Source organism: Pseudomonas sp. 300, assembly GCF_055803035.1.
Window position 1 is genome coordinate 417,823 of record NZ_JAVLRV010000002.1, and the last position, 15,958, is coordinate 433,780.

The window sequence follows — 15,958 nt, forward strand, 5'->3', positions numbered from 1 at the left end:
GTACGCTCCCTCCTTGGTAAACAAACTGGATCATTGGGCAGAGGGACACCAGTCCGCTCCAGGCCGCACGCATCCTCTCACGATTGACCGACACCGTTAACGCAAAGGCTTGAACGCTGTGCGGAGTTCTTCAATAAAGAGTTGCGGCTGTTCCCAGGCTGCAAAGTGACCGCCTTTTTCAGCTTGATGGAAGTAGATCAGGTCGCTGTAGGCGCGTCGGGCCCAGGTTTGCGGGGGGCAGTAAGCATCATCAGGAAACACCGTCACCGCCACTGGCAGGGAAATTTCGCTGGTCTTCTGTGCGGCTGAGGAAAGAGGGCTGCGTCCCATGTTTTCCCAATACAGCCGTCCTGCTGAAGCGGCGCTGTTTGTTAGCCAGTACATGGCGCGCCATTGCGCTGGTGATCGGGGCTCCCCAGTCGCCACCTTGGGCGACGTAGCGGGTGTACCGAGGCGTTTCATCCGCATGGGTCGCAAGAGAAGATGTGAGCATGACCGCGGCAGCGGCTGCGACGAATGCGAATTTCATATTCATTTCCTCGGATGAGGGCATGCTGGGCATCATTGGCAATGGAAGGTTAGTTCAACCGCGTGCACTTCTCCTATTCCGAGGATCCCGCCATGCGCTACTACGCTGTGCAATACCTGTTCAACGGCGAGACCCGCAATCACGTGTTCGAGTTAAAGCAGTCTCGGCTGTCAGTCCCTGAGGCGGCAATGCACCTGCTGCAACTGCATTTTGGGGATGGAGAGAACAGCCTGATCATGCCCAATGCGGATGCAACGCCAGCGCAGGTTTTAGAACAGGCCGAGCGGGTAGGGCTGACGCAGATACACGTCGTCGATCAACGTGTGTAGCAAACCGAAAAAATCTATTGAATAAAAACTCTATTAGCTTTAAATGAGATGCTCACTGGCACATTGCTAGCAAGCACTAAGTGAGCATCGCCAGCTATTGGCTCAGGGAGCGTTGATGAGTGTTCGTCCATTGACCGACTCTGCGCTGCAATCGAACGATTGCGGCGTGGTTGCATCTCAACGAAAAGGGAATTCGGAGACTGTCGGCATGGCGTACGCTGGCAACGAACCTACGATCGAACACTTGCTGGACTCAGCGCGTAATTGGGTGCACACCACCGCATGGGTTGTTTATCGCGCCGGTGAACAGATGCATCTGGTCGGGCAGGGCGACCCACGGGCGCAGTGGCCGTCAAGTATTGCGAATGAAGCGTTTGAAGCTTTTTGCCTGACCGGGCAACTGCACCGCTGGCCGACCGGCAAGGGCGAAAGTGAGCTGGGTTGGCTACTGGCGCCAGTCGACCATGCCGCGAATCCGGCGCTCGCCGAGTTTGCCCAGCGCCTGGGCATTCAGGTACAGACCAATACCCTTGCCCGTGCGCAGATTACTCAGCGTGTGCTGTATGAAATTACCTACCTGGCCAGTTCGACCCGCGACCGTTCAGTGTTTCTGGTGGGGGCTCACCGGCTGCTGGCGAGCCTGATAGACGCAGAGAATTTCTATCTCGCTCTGTATGACCCGCACAGCGGCAAGATCGACTACCCGTATTACGTCGACATCATCGACGTTGATGCCGTGGAGTCCTCGCACTACGAGTACCTTGACCTGAAGCACCTGTCTTTGACCGGCCAGGTATTGACCACTGGCCAACCGTTGTTGATCGACGCCGCCGGCATTCTTGCGGCCCAGTCCGAGAAACGTTTTTTCTGCATAGGTGATCGTCCCGAGTTCTGGATGGGCGCACCGTTGAAAAATGCCTCCGATGAGGTGTTTGGCATGCTTGCCATGCAGGTCTACGACGTTTCTCGGACCTACAGCGCCGAGGACCGCGCGCTGTTTCTGGTGGTAGCGCGTCACGTGGCCATGGCGCTGGACCGGATTCTGCACCGCGAGGATCTGGAAGCAACAGTGATACGTCGCACCCTGGAGCTCTCGGCGCTCAATGATGCCTTGAGGCAGGAAGTGGCAGAACGCGAGCGCGCCGAACATCTGCAGAGCGCGCTGTTCCAGATCGCTGAACTCTCCAGCCAGCCTGGCGACATGGCTGAGCTGTTTCAAACCTTGCATGGCATCGTCGGTGATCTGCTGTTCGCGCGTAACTTCTACATTGCGCTGTTCGATGACGCGACGGGTGAAGTGACCTTCCCGTATTTCGTCGATGAGCGGCAGACGACCTGCCCGGTGGCCCGGCGAGGGCGCCGGGGCTTGACTGAGTATGTTATTCGTCAGCGTCGACCTTGCCTGATTGACCCCGGCGAAGCGGAGCGATTGTCTGTGCAAGGTGAAATCGAGCTGGCGGAGGAATATGTCCGGTCCTACTCTTGGCTGGGCATTCCATTGTTCGATGGCGATGTGGTGCGTGGCGTGCTTGCGGTGCAAAGTTATACCTCGCAGGAGCGGTATACCTTGCGCGACCAGGAACTGCTGACGTTCGTGTCGCGGCACATTGACACCGCGTTGTCGCGACGCACGGCCGCCGAAGCGATCCACGCCGCCAACCTCAAGCTGGAAGCCCGGGTGCAGAACCGCACCCGCGAACTCGATCACGCCAATGCCAAGTTGCAGCACGAAAACGCCCACGATGCGCTGACCGGGCTGCCGAATCGTACCTACCTGCAACAGCGCCTCAATCTGGCCTGGACGCAGTTCGGCAGCGAAGGCGGGCACCTGGCGGTGATGTTCATCGACCTCGACCGTTTCAAACTGGTCAACGACAGCCACGGCCACCATTTTGGCGACCTGCTGCTGATGCAGGCCGCCCACCGTTTGCGCGGCTGTCTGCGCGACAGCGACATGCTCGCGCGCCTGGGGGGCGATGAGTTTTCCGTATTGGCTCCCGAGGCACCGCCGGAGGTGGTGATCGACATCGCCGAACGGATCCTGCTGGCGTTTGACCTGCCGTTTTTAATCAATGGTTATGAAGTTTTTTCGTCCTGCAGTATCGGTATTGTCAGTGCCGACAGTCAGTTCCATCAGGAACCCGCCGACTTGCTGCGCGATGCTGATGCGGCGATGTACCGGGTCAAGAGTGCCGGGCGCGACAGCTACGCGGTGTTCAATCAGGAAGTGCGCCGTGAAGTCTCTGACCAGGTTGAGCGAGAAGGGGCCTTGCGTAACGCGCTCAAGCGTACCGACGAATTGCTGCCGTATTTCCAGCCGATTGTCAGCGTCGAAAGCGGCGAACTGTTGGCGCTTGAAGCGCTGATTCGCTGGCATCAGCCGGGCGGCCGGGTAATCGCACCTGGCGAGTTTTTGCCGGATGTCGAGGGTTTGCGCCTGATCGGTCGCCTGGACCTGTACATGCTGACCAGCATCGCCGCGATCCTCGCACAGCCCGAACACGCCAATTGGCCGCCGGTGCACGTCAATTGCTCCAGCTACAGCATGACGCGTCCGGACTTCGCCAGTGATGTGCTTGCACTGTTGGCGCGATACCGGGTCGAGCCGTCGCGGATCTGCCTGGAGTTGACCGAAGGTGCGCTGGTGGCGGAGCCGGCGCTCGCCCGACTGACCATGCAGCAATTGGCCGACAACGGCATGTCAGTCGTGCTCGATGACTTCGGTGCGGGGTTTTCATCCCTGAGCTATGTGCATCAATACCGTTTCAGCGGCTTGAAGATCGACAAGTCGTTCATCTTCGAACTGACCACCAGTGCTCGCAGTCGTGCGATCGTCCGGGCGATTGTGCGGATGGCCGAATCACTGGACCTCAGCGTTGTGGCCGAAGGTGTCGAGGATGAAGCGACGCTGGTCTTGCTGCGCGAAATGGGCGCAGGGCAGGCCCAGGGCTATTATTTTGCCAAGCCGATGGGGTTGGAGGCGTTGTTGGCGAGTTCGTTGATGGGGCGTTAGGGGTTGTTGAAGTCACCAGGCAATTTCGGTTCAGCGAGTGCCCGCACCTGTCGTTGAATACAAAACGCCCGATGCGGTGCATCGGGCGCTGGGGTGAAACAGGTGTAAACCTGTTTCAGCAGTCAAGCAGAGGCAAGGCCTCCATCAATCAGGTAGATCGCGGCAGAAAACGTCACGATCGACAGCACGGTGCTGACCAGAATGGAGGTCGCTGCTTCACTTTGATAGGCGCCGGTCTGGTTCGCAAACATCGCCGGGATCGTCGCCGATGGAAGCGCGCAAAGCAGGATCATCTGTTGTGCGTACAGGCCATGAGTGCCGAGCAGTACCGTGGCGCCGAACATCAACACCGGGTGAATGAGCAGCTTGAGCCCAAGGTTGCCCCAGACCTCACCGGACATTTTCAGTTTCTCCGACGACATGATCAGTCCCAGGCACAGCAGGGATACACCAGGCGTGGCTTTTCCGAGAAGAGTGAGAGACTCCGCAGCAAGCGGAGGCAACTTGACCTGCAACACGGAAAGTAGAATTCCCAAGGCCGGCGCCCACATCAGCGGGCGACGTACCGCCCCTGAAAGGCTCGACAAAAACGCCTGGCCGCCACTGGCCTTGCCATCAGCGATGGTGAGCAACATGGTTGTCAGCGGGATCATCACCAGGCTCGCGACCAGGTTCAGCACCAGCACCGAGTAGATGCTGCCCGCGCCGAACATCGCACCCAGGATAGGGATGCCCATGAAGGCGGCGTCAGGGTAACCGTTGACGAAACCCTTGAGCGTTGCAACCTTGAGATCGCGAGTGCTGAACCAGCCGATCGCCAACGCAATCGTGTACATGCCCATGATGCCGATGAACGTGGCCACGATGAATTTGAAGTCGAAGAGCTGTTCACGGGGCGTGCTCGCCATCCCGACAAAAAGCAGTGCCGGGAATATCCAGCCCAGCACCAGCCGGCTGATCAGCAGGCTGTCCGAATGGGTAAGCCGTCCGCGCTTACCGGCGATGTAGCCAAGCGCGATCACAAAAGCGACGGGCAAGATGGGCCCTACGATCCTGTCTAACATGTCATCAATCCTCGTAGTTGTTTTTATCAAGAATGTCGTCATGGCTGATCGAGGCCGACACTTGGGCTTCGATCAACGCTGTAATGAACAAGCGGCTTATGGGGTCAAGGTTTGAAGCGGTAATCCCGGATGACGTCCTGGTCCGGCTCGATGCCGAGCCCCGGCCCTTGCGGTACGTCGATGCGTCCATTACGCGGAATGATGGCGTCGCCATAGAGTTGCGCTTCGAGATCGAAGTAGCGCCATTCGACCAGTGATTTCGCACCACCCAGCGCCGCACTTCCATGCACCGCCGCCAGCAGGCCGGGGCCGTCATAAAAGGCGTGGACCATCACGGTGACGCCATGGGCGTTAGCCAGCGCATACACTTTTTGCAGTTCGGTGATGCCGCCCATTTTGGCGGGACTCGGCTGCACGAAATCCACTGCGCCGGCCTCAAGCAGGTGCTGGAAGTCCATGAGCGTCGAGGCATTCTCGCCGGCCGCAACCGGTATGCCGCCATGCGCGCGCACCCTTGCCAGGCCCGAATAGTCTTCCGGTGGCCACACCGGTTCTTCGATCCAGCGCAGGTTCAACGGGCGAAGTTTCTCGGTCATGTCCAGCGCTTCGCGCACCGTCCACGGAGCGTTGACGTCGAGGGTGATTTCCACGCCAGGGCCGGCGGCCTCGCACGCAGCGCGGATAACGTCGACATCCACCTCGTGCAGTTTGAGGTGGCGGAAACCGCTGTTGACCGCGCGCTGTACATTGATGCGAATGAGTTCGGGGTCGGCATAACGGATCAGGCTTGCATACGCCGCAAGAGACGTGGCCTCACTGCCGCCCAGCAACTGGTAGATCGGTTTGGCGGCAGCTTTGCCCGCGATATCCCAGAGCGCGATGTCTATCGCCGAGAGGCCATAGATAAACGCACCGCTGCGGCCGAAAACGTGAAATTTCTTTTGCAGATCGCCCTGTAACTTTTCCCGTCGGGTGACATCACTGCCGATCAGCTCAGGTGCGAGGATTGTGTCTATCACGACTTTTACCGCAGGGATCGCGGTGAAGCCGAAGGTTTCGCCCCAGCCAACGATACCGTCGTCGGTGGTGATCTTGACCACGAGAGAATCAACCATTTGCAGGTCTTTCGGCCCCCAGACCCCGCCGGCCGACCGGCCACCCGTGGTGAAGGGAATACGAAGCGGAATGGTTTCAATGTTGGCAATTTTCATAAGACTGCGCCTCAAGCGGGTTGCGAAGCTGGCACAGCGATTTTTTGAATTCGCCCGTGTCAGGTTGAGGACAACGTACATGACGTCCTGTTGTCCTTCAACAGAACAACTGAGTCGTTCCGGCGGGAATTGGTCTGTATTCTAGTTAAGTAGTTGATTTAAATAAGTAATATATTTTATGCGTTTGATGAAATTCAGTTTTAACTGTCAGGAACAAGTCTTCTGATGTAGATTAAGAAGACAAGTGAGGGGATGAAAAAGAATGAGTGAAATGAATGTGCAACCCGTAACGCGGCGACCTCATCTGGCCGAGCACATCGCCCGCTCGTTGAGCGACGAGATTGCTTCCGGACGGCTGCGACCGGGAGACCGCTTGCCCACCGAACAGTTTCTCTCGCAGAACTTCGGCGTCAGCCGGAACGTGGTGCGCGAGGGCATCGCCACGCTTCGGGCGCAGGGGTTGATTCAGTCACGCCAAGGCGTAGGCGTCTTCGTCTCCACCGCCCCTCAATCGTCAGAGCCATTGGCCCCGCAAGCGAGTGTGCCGATGCTGGACGGTGACAACACCATCCGAAACATGTTTGAAGTGCGGGCCGTCCTGGAAAGCCAGGCCGCAGCCCTCACGGCCTCGCACATGACCCCGGCCAAGCTGAAGATCATTCAGGCCGCGGTCCTGCGCATGCAATACGAGGGCGAACCCACCCTGGAAACCGTAAACGCCGATCTCGATTTTCACAGGGCTGTTGCTGCAGCGTCGGGTAACGATTATCTCGAGACGATGATTCGCACAGTGCTCGAGCCGATGCGGGCACTGATCACAATGACCTTCGCGCGGCGAGGTCCGGTATTCAGCAACATTCCGCATGCCGCTCGCGGAGAGCATGAAGAACTCGTGCAAGCGTTCATCGATCGCAATGCGGCGGCGGCGCGCCAGATCATGGGGGAACATATCGTCAACGCAGCCTCACGATTTGGCTACGAGATCACATTTTTCTAATGGTTTTGTGGCGCAAGGATCTTGTCTCGTTGTTCTACAAGACAGGCAGGTTGTTCCTTTGGTTATGCGAGCATTTCAAATCGGCGAACAGTTGGCCGACAAAAATGATCAATTGCTCGCTGTCCATCAAGTGAAAGGCCTCAACCGCGCAACAACCGCTGAACGATTTGGTCAATCTGTTGCATCGACCGGTTGAATCCACAGCCGATTGCAGACTGTCGCGCAGGGCCGCCATCGAACCAACGAAACTGTTTCCACACGCTAACCAGTGATTCGCTGTGTTCAGGTTTTTGAGGTGAGTCGGTGGCACGCGCTTGCCGAGAGCGGCAAGCATTGCCATAGCGTTCGTGGTGTTTAAGCGATGCAGCTCAGCTCTCAGAGGACATATCTGAGTCTTGACTGGATTCAGCCGCCAGCTTCAGTCGGTCAGCTTTACTAATGTATTTAGTCTTGCTTTGCGGTGCCAATTTGGCACTGGCCTTTTTGGCGTGAGCCTTTAATAGCTGCTTTATCTTTTTTTGACGATTCATGTTTTTCTACTCAGCTTGTCAGTTCTTGAAGGATGGCAGAGGTTTGCGTACGAAGCCTGGGGAGTGAGAAAAGACTTCACCGCGTCTTCGAGCCTGTCAACCCGCTCAGGATTCATGTTGCGAAAGTCATCGGGAATATTCAGAGCGTGAATCCGCTTGTGTTCAAGCCGGCTGCCGCATCGATGGAGGCCCGTTCGACCGCACGTAATGTGCCGCGCGGATGCATAAGTTATTATTGCACTCCGTTAAGCAGGATTGCTCAGGCACGAGCATTCCGTTCGCTATTCAGAGTGCAATCTACGTACTCGTTCAGCAGCAAATCAAGGACGTGATTCCAGTGGGCAAAGAAATTATCTTAATGCGTCATGGTCAGCCGAATCTGGCTGGGCTCGACAAGGTTTCAGCACTTGGTATGAAACGCTGGATCGAGCAATATGACTTATCCGAAATTGCGAACCAGCCTGCCCCTGCAGCGAGTTTGGAGCTGGCTGTTACCGCCGAAATAATCGTGTCAAGCAGTGCGCCCCGTGCGCTCACATCTGTCCGGGCCCTGGGCCTTCAACCCACCATCGTGGATGAGATCTTTTGCGAGGCACAGTTACCCTATGGGCAATGGGCACTGCCGCGACTTTCACCCTTCACGTGGGCATTTATTCTTCGTATTTTATGGTTGTGCGGTTTCTCCGGGAATGTTGAGTCTGCCGGCAAGGCGAGGGTGCGGGCCATTGAGGCTGCACAACGACTTCAGTCCCTTAGCTGTGAAGGCTCGGTCCTTCTGCTTGGTCATGGATTCATGAACCGGATGATCGCAAAGCAGCTGGAAGCAGCTGGATGGACTCGCCATACAAGTACCGGCAATCGATACTGGAGCGCTGCGACCTACCGAACGAGCCATAGTTGAGGCATATGTTTTGATTAGCCAAATGACGGATATTTGCCTGGCACGTGTCCGCCAGACGCCGTTGAAGGCCGGCAGAAATCGGCCAAGAGTGGCCGATACGTGGATGGAAAAAACCTGTGCCTTCTTCCCTTGCAAGACGGTGCCGCTGACGGAATCTGTATGAACACCGGGTGCGCCAAGACAACCTTTGGCCACCGCCGATAAACTGCGGGCCGGAGCGGGATGAAGGAGAGGGCGGTTGTATGTACATAGGTGAACTTGCCACGTTGTCGGGGTGCACTCCGAAAGCCATTCGTTTGTATGAGCAACTGGGCCTGCTGACCCCCCAGCGCCGTGGCAGTTATCGGCTGTACACGGCTCATCACTTGACGCTGGTGCAGATGATCCGCAGCGCCCAGGCGGTGGGGTTCAAACTGGGGGAGATGAGCGAGTTGCTCGCAGCCAAGAAACATCAGGCGCCATTTCCCCTGGCACTGGCCAATCAGGGCATCGAGCTCAAGCGCCTGGAGTTGCAAGCGCAGATTCTCGCCTTGCAGAATCGGGAGCAGCACCTGACGCAGTTGCAACAACAGATCAACCAGAAATTCGCCCCCACCTCGTTGCCTGGCGTTGCGCCCGGTATCAGCGCGCCAACAGGTGCGCAAACGCCTGCTTGAGGGCGTTCTGCGGCGAGCGCGGCTGGTAGCCCAGTTCGTTGATGGCCTTGTCGATGCAGTAAACCTGGCGCACTCCGTAAAACATCTGCACCTGGCTGAGCAGCAATTCGGCGGGCTGACCGGTGTACCGTGCCCGCTGTTCCTGCAGCCAGGCGATCAGCAACAGCAAGGCTTTTGGTGCGCGGGGCGGCAGACGAAAGCCGGGGCAAAGCGTGTTGAGCGCCTCGATCATCTCGGCCAGTGATGAAGCCTGCTGATTGGCTAATATGTAACGCTGGCCGGGGCGACCTTTTTCAGCCGCGCGGATCAGGCCATCGGCCACGTCGCGCACATCGACAAAGTTAAAATAAAAGTTCGGGTCCAGCACCAGTTTGCGCGCCAGCACAGCCGCAAGAAATCCCATGGTGTCGGTAAGTCGTGTGGCGTGAGGGCCGATGATTGCCGAGGGCAACACAGCGACCATCGGCAGGTCATAGGCCTGGGCGGTGTCCCAGGCGGCGCGTTCAGAGAGGATTTTTGAGAGGTAGTACGGGTTTTGCTGATCGTTGTTCCAGCTGTTTTCATTTAGACGCTGACCGTTGTGGCCAACCGCTGCTACGGAGCTGACATAGACCACACGCTGGACTCCGGCCTCGGCGGCGGCACGCAGTACATTACGCGTACCTTGCACGTTGACGTCGACGATCTCGGCGTGTGGATTCCTCGCCCAGTGTTTGAACACTGCCGCCACCTGGTACAGCACGTCCACCCCTTGCAGGGCCTGGCACAGTGAGTCAGGGTCTTGCAGTTCGGCGCGTACAATCTGGCAGTCGAGCCCGTTCAGGGCTGGGCTTCGGTTCGGGTCACGGACCCCGGCGCGTACTTGTTGCCCTCGGGCGAGTAGCGCCCGGACCAAGGTGTTGCCCAGATGCCCATTGGCTCCGGTGACCATCGATAGCGTATTCATGGATTGCCTTATTCGCCTGAGGGCGGAACCTGATTCAGATAAGGCAGGATGCGGGTTGCCCTAAGGGACAGAGTCAAGCGCTGGCGTCAGGCCCCATCGTAGGTGACTGCACAGTGTCTTCACCGGCTCGCGGAACATTACAATTGAACAATAGGAAACAGGCGCCGAAACGCGCCATTGGCGACGCCGCTGACCTGCTTCCGTCCCTGGAGGGCCCAATGCCGCCCATCACCACGCGCCTGGTGGCGCTGCTTGTTCTTTGCCTGACGCTTGAAGTGCCCGCTCAGACCGGCGTCTGCCCGGCGGGTGAGAAACAGGTGTGCCTGGACGGCTGCATCTGCCTGCCAGATCTGGGACAGGTGTTCGGCCCCGTGCCTGATGACATCTACCAGATCGCGGCACCTGCCCTGGCGCTATGGCTGACCCAAGCCCGCGCTGAAGCCGCCAGCGCCGGCATGCAACCCATTCCGCCGCACATCCGCGAGCAACTGCTGCGTTGGTACGCCCCCGGCGTCCTCGATGCCGCGCACTACAAAGTCAGCGATAACGGCCAATTCACTGCAGCCACTGCCATGCTGCAAAACCCCGATGTCGGTGCCGTGACGCTGATCGACATCATCCTGTTTCGGGACGCTCAAACCGCCGAACAGAACATCGCGCTCTGGGCGCACGAGCTCAAGCATGTGCAGCAGTTTCAGGAGTGGGGGGTGGAAGGGTTTGCGCAGCGGTATACACAGGATTTCAATACGGTGGAGGCGCCGGCTTATGCCATACAGGCTGAGGTCAGACGGTGGGTGCGAGAAGGGACTGACTGAAGGGTCGTGTTCACGTGGCAAATGAAACTCAGCACGTCATCAATGACTTCCCCGCTGCACAAACGTAATCTCGGCAGTTCACTTCTCAAGATAAGAAAAAAACAGGAGTCATTGATGCAACCGATCCGTCTCGGTCTGGTGGGCTACGGCAAGATTGCCCAGGATCAACACGTGCCAGCGATCAACGCCAACCCCGCATTCCAGTTGGTCGCTGTCGCAACGCAAGGGCAGCCCTGCGTCGGGGTAGAGAACTTTGAGTCCCTGAGCGAGCTGCTTGAAAACGGCCCGCCTGTGGATGCGATTGCGTTTTGCACGCCGCCACAAGGACGATTCGCGCTGGTGCAACAAGCGCTGGCCGCCGGCAAACACGTGCTGGTGGAAAAGCCGCCGTGCGCCACCTTGGGTGAAGCGATGGCGTTGGTGGATCAGGTCGGCGAGCAAGGCGTCAGCGGCCTGTTCGCCTGGCATTCACGCTACGCGCCCGGCATCGAAGCCGCCCGTGACTGGCTGGCTACCCGTACCTTGCACAGCGTACAAATCGACTGGAAGGAAGACGTGCGCAAATGGCACCCCGGCCAGGCATGGATCTGGCAACCCGGCGGCCTGGGCGTTTTCGATCCCGGCATCAATGCCTTGTCGATTGCCACCCATTTGCTGGCGCTGCCGCTGTTTGTCGAATCTGCCGAACTGCGAGTCCCGAGCAACTGCCAGTCGCCTATCGCCGCGTCCATCAAAATGTCTGACGCGCGTCACCTCGACGTCCGCGCGGAGTTTGATTTTGACCACGGCCATGACGAACTCTGGAGCATCGAGATTCGCTGCACCGAAGGCATCCTGCGACTGGACAACGGTGGCGCACTGTTGAGTATCGACGGCGTGCGCCAGGCCGTATCGGAGGAGGGCGAGTACGCCGCGGTCTATCGACATTTTCAACAGCTGATTGGCGACAAGGTCAGTGACCTGGATCTCCAGCCGCTGCGCCTTGTTGCCGACAGCTTTTTTGTCGGGAGTCGGACGTCGGTTGAGCCGTTCTACGATTAGTGCCCTGGCACACTCGGTACATCCAGCCCGACTTTCACACGGTCCAGCGCCACGATGGTCTTGAACCAGGTCACGTTGGCATTCTCGGCAAACAATCGCCGCGCCAACGCCTGGTATTCCTGCATGCTGGCAACGGTTAGCACCAGGACAAAATCCACTTCGCCGGTGACGTAGTAGCACTGCTGAACTTCAGGCACCGCGAAGTGTGCCTTCATCGCCTCCAGTGCCTCGATGCTCGTGCGCTCGGCCATCACTTCCACAATGATCGTGATCGGCCGTCCTACGGCCGTGGGATCTACGATGGCGACATTGCCCGTGATGACGCCCCTTTCTTCCATGCGCTTGATGCGGCGCTGCACGGCGGCCGTGGACAGATTGACCTGCTCGGCCATCAGGCGCAGCGGAGTGGTGTTGTCGCGCTGGACGAGGTCCAGGATGGCACGGTCGAATTTGTCCAGTGGTTCAGAGGCAGCGTCGTGTTTTGCCATGTCAGGCTCGCGAGAAATTTTCTCGAAAACTACCAGAAAACTGCGGCCCTTTATCTAGCCGTGCGAAATATTATCTTGCCTGCAAACGGCTCTCGCCGCCTTGATCGGGAATTCACACAGGATAATTGGCATGCTCGCACTGTTTCATCTTTCCCCTGTCCTGTTGGTCACCGCCATGCTCGTCGTGCTGCGCCGGCCGCCCGTTCACGCGGCCATCGCCGGGACTCTCCTCGTCGTGGTGCTCTGGCTCGCCGGCGCCGCCGATGCGTGGCAGCCGAGCAGTATGGTGGCCGCCGCTCAAGATACCGCCGTGCTGTTTGCCAGCACGGCTTTCGTGATTGTGCCGGGTCTGGCCTTCGTGATTTTTATCGAGCGCCTGGGTGTCAACCTGGCGCTTAGCCAATGGGTGCGTTCACTGGGTTTGCGCCGGGGCGATCAAGTGGCGTTCATCGTTCTCGGGCTAGCACCGTTGCTGGAAGCGATGACCGGTTTCGGCGTGTCATTGATCGCAACGGTGCCTCTGCTACTCAGCCTCTTCGAGCGCCGGGTCGCGCTGCGCATTGCGCTGGCCGGCATGGCGATCATGCCGTGGGGAACGCTGGGCCTGGCAACGGTCATTGGCGCCTCGCTGGCTCACCTGGACGCCGCCGCGCTGGCGTCGACCTCGGCACTCACCAGCGCACCGGTTTTTTTCGCCCTCAGTGCGATGGCGCTCTATCTGGCAGGCGTTCGTGAGCCCCGGGAGTGGAGGGCGCTGGGCGTTTTCTGGCTGCTGTTTGTGGGTGTGCTTTACAGTGCCAGTCGATGGTTGGGGCCTGAAGTGGCCGGCGTTGCCGCGGGCCTGGTGACGGCCGTTGCAGTGCTATCTGCCGGACTGTGGCGCCTGCGCCGCAGCGATGGCGTGCGCGGTGCGGTGCAATGGCCGCGTCAGGCCTGGCCGTATCTGTTGCTGATTGTCTACATCGTCGCGCTGAAGATGGCGTGGACGATCACCGCGTGGCAAGACGGCTGGGTCGTACAGGGTGCCCAAGTGTCCTGGAAGCCACTGGCCTCACCGGGTCTGGCATTGATTCTGGTGCTGATCGGACTCGGATTTCATACGCGCAACACACCACGTCAGACTGCGCCCGACATCAGCGTGCTCGCTGCGTTGGCGACGCGCGCGAAGCGGCCATTGCTGACCATTTTCTTCTTCCTCGCGATGTCGCAGATGATGGTGAAAGCCGGTTTCCTGGCGGGTTTGATGCAGCTGCTGGCGGGCCTGTCGCCCACCGCCGCCACCTCGATGGTGGCCCTGTTTGGTGCGTTGTCAGGCTACATGACGGGGTCGAATGTGGGCGGCAACGCGATCTTCATGCCGGCTATCGCAATGTTGCCCGAACCCTCTCGACTATTGCTGGCGGCGGTACAGAACAGCGCGGCAGGGCATGCCGCACTGGGCTCGCTGTCGATCGTCATGCTGATCCTGGGGCTCGCGAAAACCCAGGCCACGGAAGAGGGCGACCTGGTAAGGTTTGGCTTCGCGCTGGTCTGCCTCAATACGGCGTTGGTCGTGTTGGGTGCAGGGGTGCTGAGTGGATGGTTTGGATAGCATTGCCTGGGTGCGCTAGCTGAGTTCGAAAGTGCTCAGGCAAATGCAGCTTCGACAAACTCTTCCAGCACCTTGGCTTCCAGAATCTCGATAGAGAAGTGCCCGAAGCGCTTGGGTAGCCAGATGATGCGTGCTCCGGATGGGGATTGCAGGTTCGCGCGGGCCAAGGGCTTGCCGTTTTCGTCTTCCGGTTGAACACCCGCAGCCATCAATTCGTCATAGGCCGTCTCGATGTCCGGTGTCGAGTAGCAATGGCGATAAATCATCCCCTCGCCCGAAGAGTCCAGCAGCGCCTTCAGATTCCCCGCCAACGGCTGGACCAACATGAAACGCTCTTGGCCGATCAGCGCAATCGCATAGCGCACATGCAGGCCACCGCGCTCCCAGACGAGTGTTTTGGAGATCCTGGCTTTCAGTATCTGTGCGTAGTAATCACAGGCTTCTTCGAGATTATTGACCAGTACATCGACGTGACTGAACTTCAGATCCATTGCATGCCTCCTTGCGAACTGACGCCCATGGTAACGACCGCGCCTTCGGAATTCGATGGTATTCATGAAAAGTCGCCCGAGAGATGCGCGACCAGTGACGACGAGCGTCTGCTTTTGCCAGTGGCTGCTTGTCGAAATGACTTAGGATAATCGAAGGCTGGAATGGAACCTCTCGACTAAAGGATGCGACATTTATGGAAAACCCGTTTGCTCAGATCAACGAGCGTTTGAACAATCGCCGTTTTACGGTAGCGGACAACGCCCAAGGGCTATCCGGTGCAGGCACCGTATTTCTTTACCATGTCGAGGAGGATGCCATTTCGGGCACTTACCAAGGCGGCCGGATTCGCATCGGGCATCAAGTCGGGCGCATAACGGGGCCCGATACTATAGAGCTTCTTTTTCAGTGCCTGACTACGCAAGGGGAGATGCTTGCAGGCTGGTCTCGTGGCAAGGTGGGCGTTGATCACGCGGGGCGTACCACCCTGGCGTTCGTATGGGGTTGGTTGTCGGGCGCGACGGGCGGAGGGGAGTCTAGTTACGTCGAGCTTGTCAGTGCGGCAGCTCCGCAGATCCTGGAACCCGCCTCGTCATTAGTGTCTAAAGTACAAAGCGATATCCCGCCACTCTGAAGGAACGACTCATGCACAGATTTCGCAGATTGATTGCCGCCGTTACATGTCTTGCGCTGGTCAGCGGCACAGCGACTGCATTAGCCGACCCCGGCAATGGAAAGGGCCAGGGAAACGGCAAGGGACATCCGCAGAACAGCCAGGTCCATGGCAATCAGGGAGGGCAGGGAGGCCAAGGCAAAAACGCCGGGGGCGGAGATTGGAGTCATGGCCCACGTATCGATCGGGGAGGCATTCTCGGGATCGTTGGCGGCTACAGGGACTACTGGAGTCCTGGTCCCGCCTTGCCGCCCGGCATTCAGAAAAACCTCGCTCGAGGCAAACCTCTACCACCCGGCATTGCGAAAAAACTGGACGGTCGGTTGATCGGCCGGCTGCCGCATTATGACGGATACGAATGGCAGCAAGTGGGCACCGATTTGATACTGGTCGCGTTGGCAACCGGGCTCATCTATGAAGTGCTCAACGGCGCCTTTGATTAATGCCTGAACGGCGGATTGGGGTGATTTTTCCAGCGGCGCGCTGATTGCATTCCATCTGTCGCATGACTTGAACTGTCGGGGGGCAAATGCGTCTGAATGTACGCGATATCAACCCTACGGAAGCAATCATGCTTTTTAAGAACAAGAGTCTCGTTGCTGTCATGTCATGCGCCATGATGCTTGCAGCCGCCCCCTTACTCCCAGCTGACCTCTCTATCATGAACGCCGCCTATGCGAAGGGT

At 58.4% G+C, this 15,958-nt stretch carries 17 protein-coding genes and 1 pseudogene; 10 read left to right on the forward strand and 8 right to left on the reverse strand.

Features of this window, described 5'->3' with window-relative positions; translation table 11 throughout:
* Positions 1–96: 96 nt before the first annotated feature.
* Positions 97–384, reverse strand: a pseudogene (locus Q7W83_RS08050) (alpha/beta fold hydrolase); the annotation flags it as partial.
* Between the two features lie 237 nt (positions 385–621).
* Between Q7W83_RS08050 and Q7W83_RS08055 the strand changes: the two are divergent.
* Together Q7W83_RS08055 and Q7W83_RS08060 are read left to right on the forward strand one after the other, a co-directional pair.
* On the forward strand, positions 622–858 hold the full coding sequence (locus tag Q7W83_RS08055; RefSeq protein ID WP_473655883.1) for a hypothetical protein: 237 nt from the start codon (positions 622–624) through the stop codon (positions 856–858).
* Between the two features lie 115 nt (positions 859–973).
* Positions 974–3,871, forward strand: a complete 2,898-nt coding sequence (locus tag Q7W83_RS08060; RefSeq protein WP_473655884.1) for a sensor domain-containing phosphodiesterase — start codon at positions 974–976, stop codon at positions 3,869–3,871.
* Between the two features lie 122 nt (positions 3,872–3,993).
* Here Q7W83_RS08060 and Q7W83_RS08065 read toward each other — a convergent pair whose 3' ends face one another.
* Positions 3,994–4,977 carry an AEC family transporter gene (locus Q7W83_RS08065; RefSeq protein WP_224787780.1) on the reverse strand — a complete coding sequence of 328 codons (984 nt, stop codon included), beginning with the start codon at positions 4,975–4,977 and terminating at the stop codon, positions 3,994–3,996.
* A gap of 62 nt (positions 4,978–5,039) precedes the next feature.
* A complete protein-coding gene (locus tag Q7W83_RS08070; RefSeq protein ID WP_150631538.1) occupies positions 5,040–6,146 on the reverse strand; it encodes a mandelate racemase/muconate lactonizing enzyme family protein in 1,107 nt (368 codons plus the stop codon).
* 262 nt (positions 6,147–6,408) lie between these two features.
* On the opposite strand from Q7W83_RS08070, the gene Q7W83_RS08075 reads away from it, so the two are divergent.
* On the forward strand, positions 6,409–7,143 hold the full coding sequence (locus tag Q7W83_RS08075) for a FadR/GntR family transcriptional regulator (protein WP_150631539.1): 735 nt from the start codon (positions 6,409–6,411) through the stop codon (positions 7,141–7,143).
* Positions 7,144–7,177: 34 nt separating this feature from the next.
* Here the strand turns inward: Q7W83_RS08075 and Q7W83_RS08080 are convergent, their stop codons facing one another.
* Together Q7W83_RS08080 and Q7W83_RS08085 are read right to left on the reverse strand one after the other, a co-directional pair.
* A complete protein-coding gene (locus Q7W83_RS08080; protein WP_150639344.1) occupies positions 7,178–7,477 on the reverse strand; it encodes a hypothetical protein in 300 nt (99 codons plus the stop codon).
* Between the two features lie 34 nt (positions 7,478–7,511).
* Entirely contained in the window at positions 7,512–7,673 is a 162-nt protein-coding gene (locus Q7W83_RS08085; protein ID WP_150631540.1) for a DUF2986 domain-containing protein, read from the reverse strand.
* Positions 7,674–8,031: 358 nt separating this feature from the next.
* On the opposite strand from Q7W83_RS08085, the gene Q7W83_RS08090 reads away from it, so the two are divergent.
* Together Q7W83_RS08090 and Q7W83_RS08095 are read left to right on the forward strand one after the other, a co-directional pair.
* Complete coding sequence (locus tag Q7W83_RS08090; protein WP_412071003.1) at positions 8,032–8,574, forward strand: histidine phosphatase family protein; 543 nt, start codon at positions 8,032–8,034, stop codon at positions 8,572–8,574.
* A gap of 242 nt (positions 8,575–8,816) precedes the next feature.
* Entirely contained in the window at positions 8,817–9,230 is a 414-nt protein-coding gene (locus tag Q7W83_RS08095) for a MerR family transcriptional regulator (protein ID WP_150631542.1), read from the forward strand.
* On the opposite strand, the gene Q7W83_RS08100 is transcribed toward Q7W83_RS08095, so the two are convergent.
* Entirely contained in the window at positions 9,196–10,176 is a 981-nt protein-coding gene (locus Q7W83_RS08100) for an NAD-dependent epimerase/dehydratase family protein (RefSeq protein WP_473655885.1), read from the reverse strand. The two genes, Q7W83_RS08095 and Q7W83_RS08100, sit on opposite strands and share 35 nt — an antisense overlap.
* 218 nt (positions 10,177–10,394) lie before the next feature.
* Here Q7W83_RS08100 and Q7W83_RS08105 point away from each other — a divergent pair, with 218 nt between their 5' ends.
* Both Q7W83_RS08105 and Q7W83_RS08110 read left to right on the forward strand, forming a co-directional pair.
* On the forward strand, positions 10,395–10,991 hold the full coding sequence (locus Q7W83_RS08105; RefSeq protein ID WP_473655886.1) for an eCIS core domain-containing protein: 597 nt from the start codon (positions 10,395–10,397) through the stop codon (positions 10,989–10,991).
* Between the two features lie 114 nt (positions 10,992–11,105).
* Positions 11,106–12,032: a Gfo/Idh/MocA family protein gene (locus tag Q7W83_RS08110; protein ID WP_150631544.1), complete on the forward strand. Its 927-nt coding sequence runs from the start codon at positions 11,106–11,108 to the stop codon at positions 12,030–12,032.
* Here Q7W83_RS08110 and Q7W83_RS08115 read toward each other — a convergent pair.
* The gene (locus tag Q7W83_RS08115) at positions 12,029–12,520 is read right to left on the reverse strand and encodes an Lrp/AsnC family transcriptional regulator (protein ID WP_150631545.1); all 492 of its coding nucleotides are present in this window, start codon (positions 12,518–12,520) and stop codon (positions 12,029–12,031) included. The two genes, Q7W83_RS08110 and Q7W83_RS08115, sit on opposite strands and share 4 nt — an antisense overlap.
* 130 nt (positions 12,521–12,650) lie before the next feature.
* Here Q7W83_RS08115 and Q7W83_RS08120 point away from each other — a divergent pair, with 130 nt between their 5' ends.
* The gene (locus tag Q7W83_RS08120; protein WP_150653212.1) at positions 12,651–14,111 is read left to right on the forward strand and encodes an L-lactate permease; all 1,461 of its coding nucleotides are present in this window, start codon (positions 12,651–12,653) and stop codon (positions 14,109–14,111) included.
* A 35-nt stretch (positions 14,112–14,146) separates the two neighbouring features.
* Here Q7W83_RS08120 and Q7W83_RS08125 read toward each other — a convergent pair whose 3' ends face one another.
* Positions 14,147–14,602 (reverse strand): VOC family protein, encoded by a 456-nt coding sequence (locus Q7W83_RS08125; RefSeq protein WP_150631547.1) that lies wholly within the window; start codon positions 14,600–14,602, stop codon positions 14,147–14,149.
* A 194-nt stretch (positions 14,603–14,796) separates the two neighbouring features.
* Between Q7W83_RS08125 and Q7W83_RS08130 the strand changes: the two genes are divergently transcribed.
* Both Q7W83_RS08130 and Q7W83_RS08135 read left to right on the forward strand, forming a co-directional pair.
* Entirely contained in the window at positions 14,797–15,234 is a 438-nt protein-coding gene (locus Q7W83_RS08130; RefSeq protein WP_473655887.1) for an avidin-fold protein, read from the forward strand.
* A gap of 11 nt (positions 15,235–15,245) precedes the next feature.
* Positions 15,246–15,716, forward strand: coding sequence for an anti-virulence regulator CigR family protein (locus tag Q7W83_RS08135; protein WP_150631548.1), 471 nt, complete (start codon positions 15,246–15,248; stop codon positions 15,714–15,716).
* Positions 15,717–15,958 lie beyond the last annotated feature (242 nt).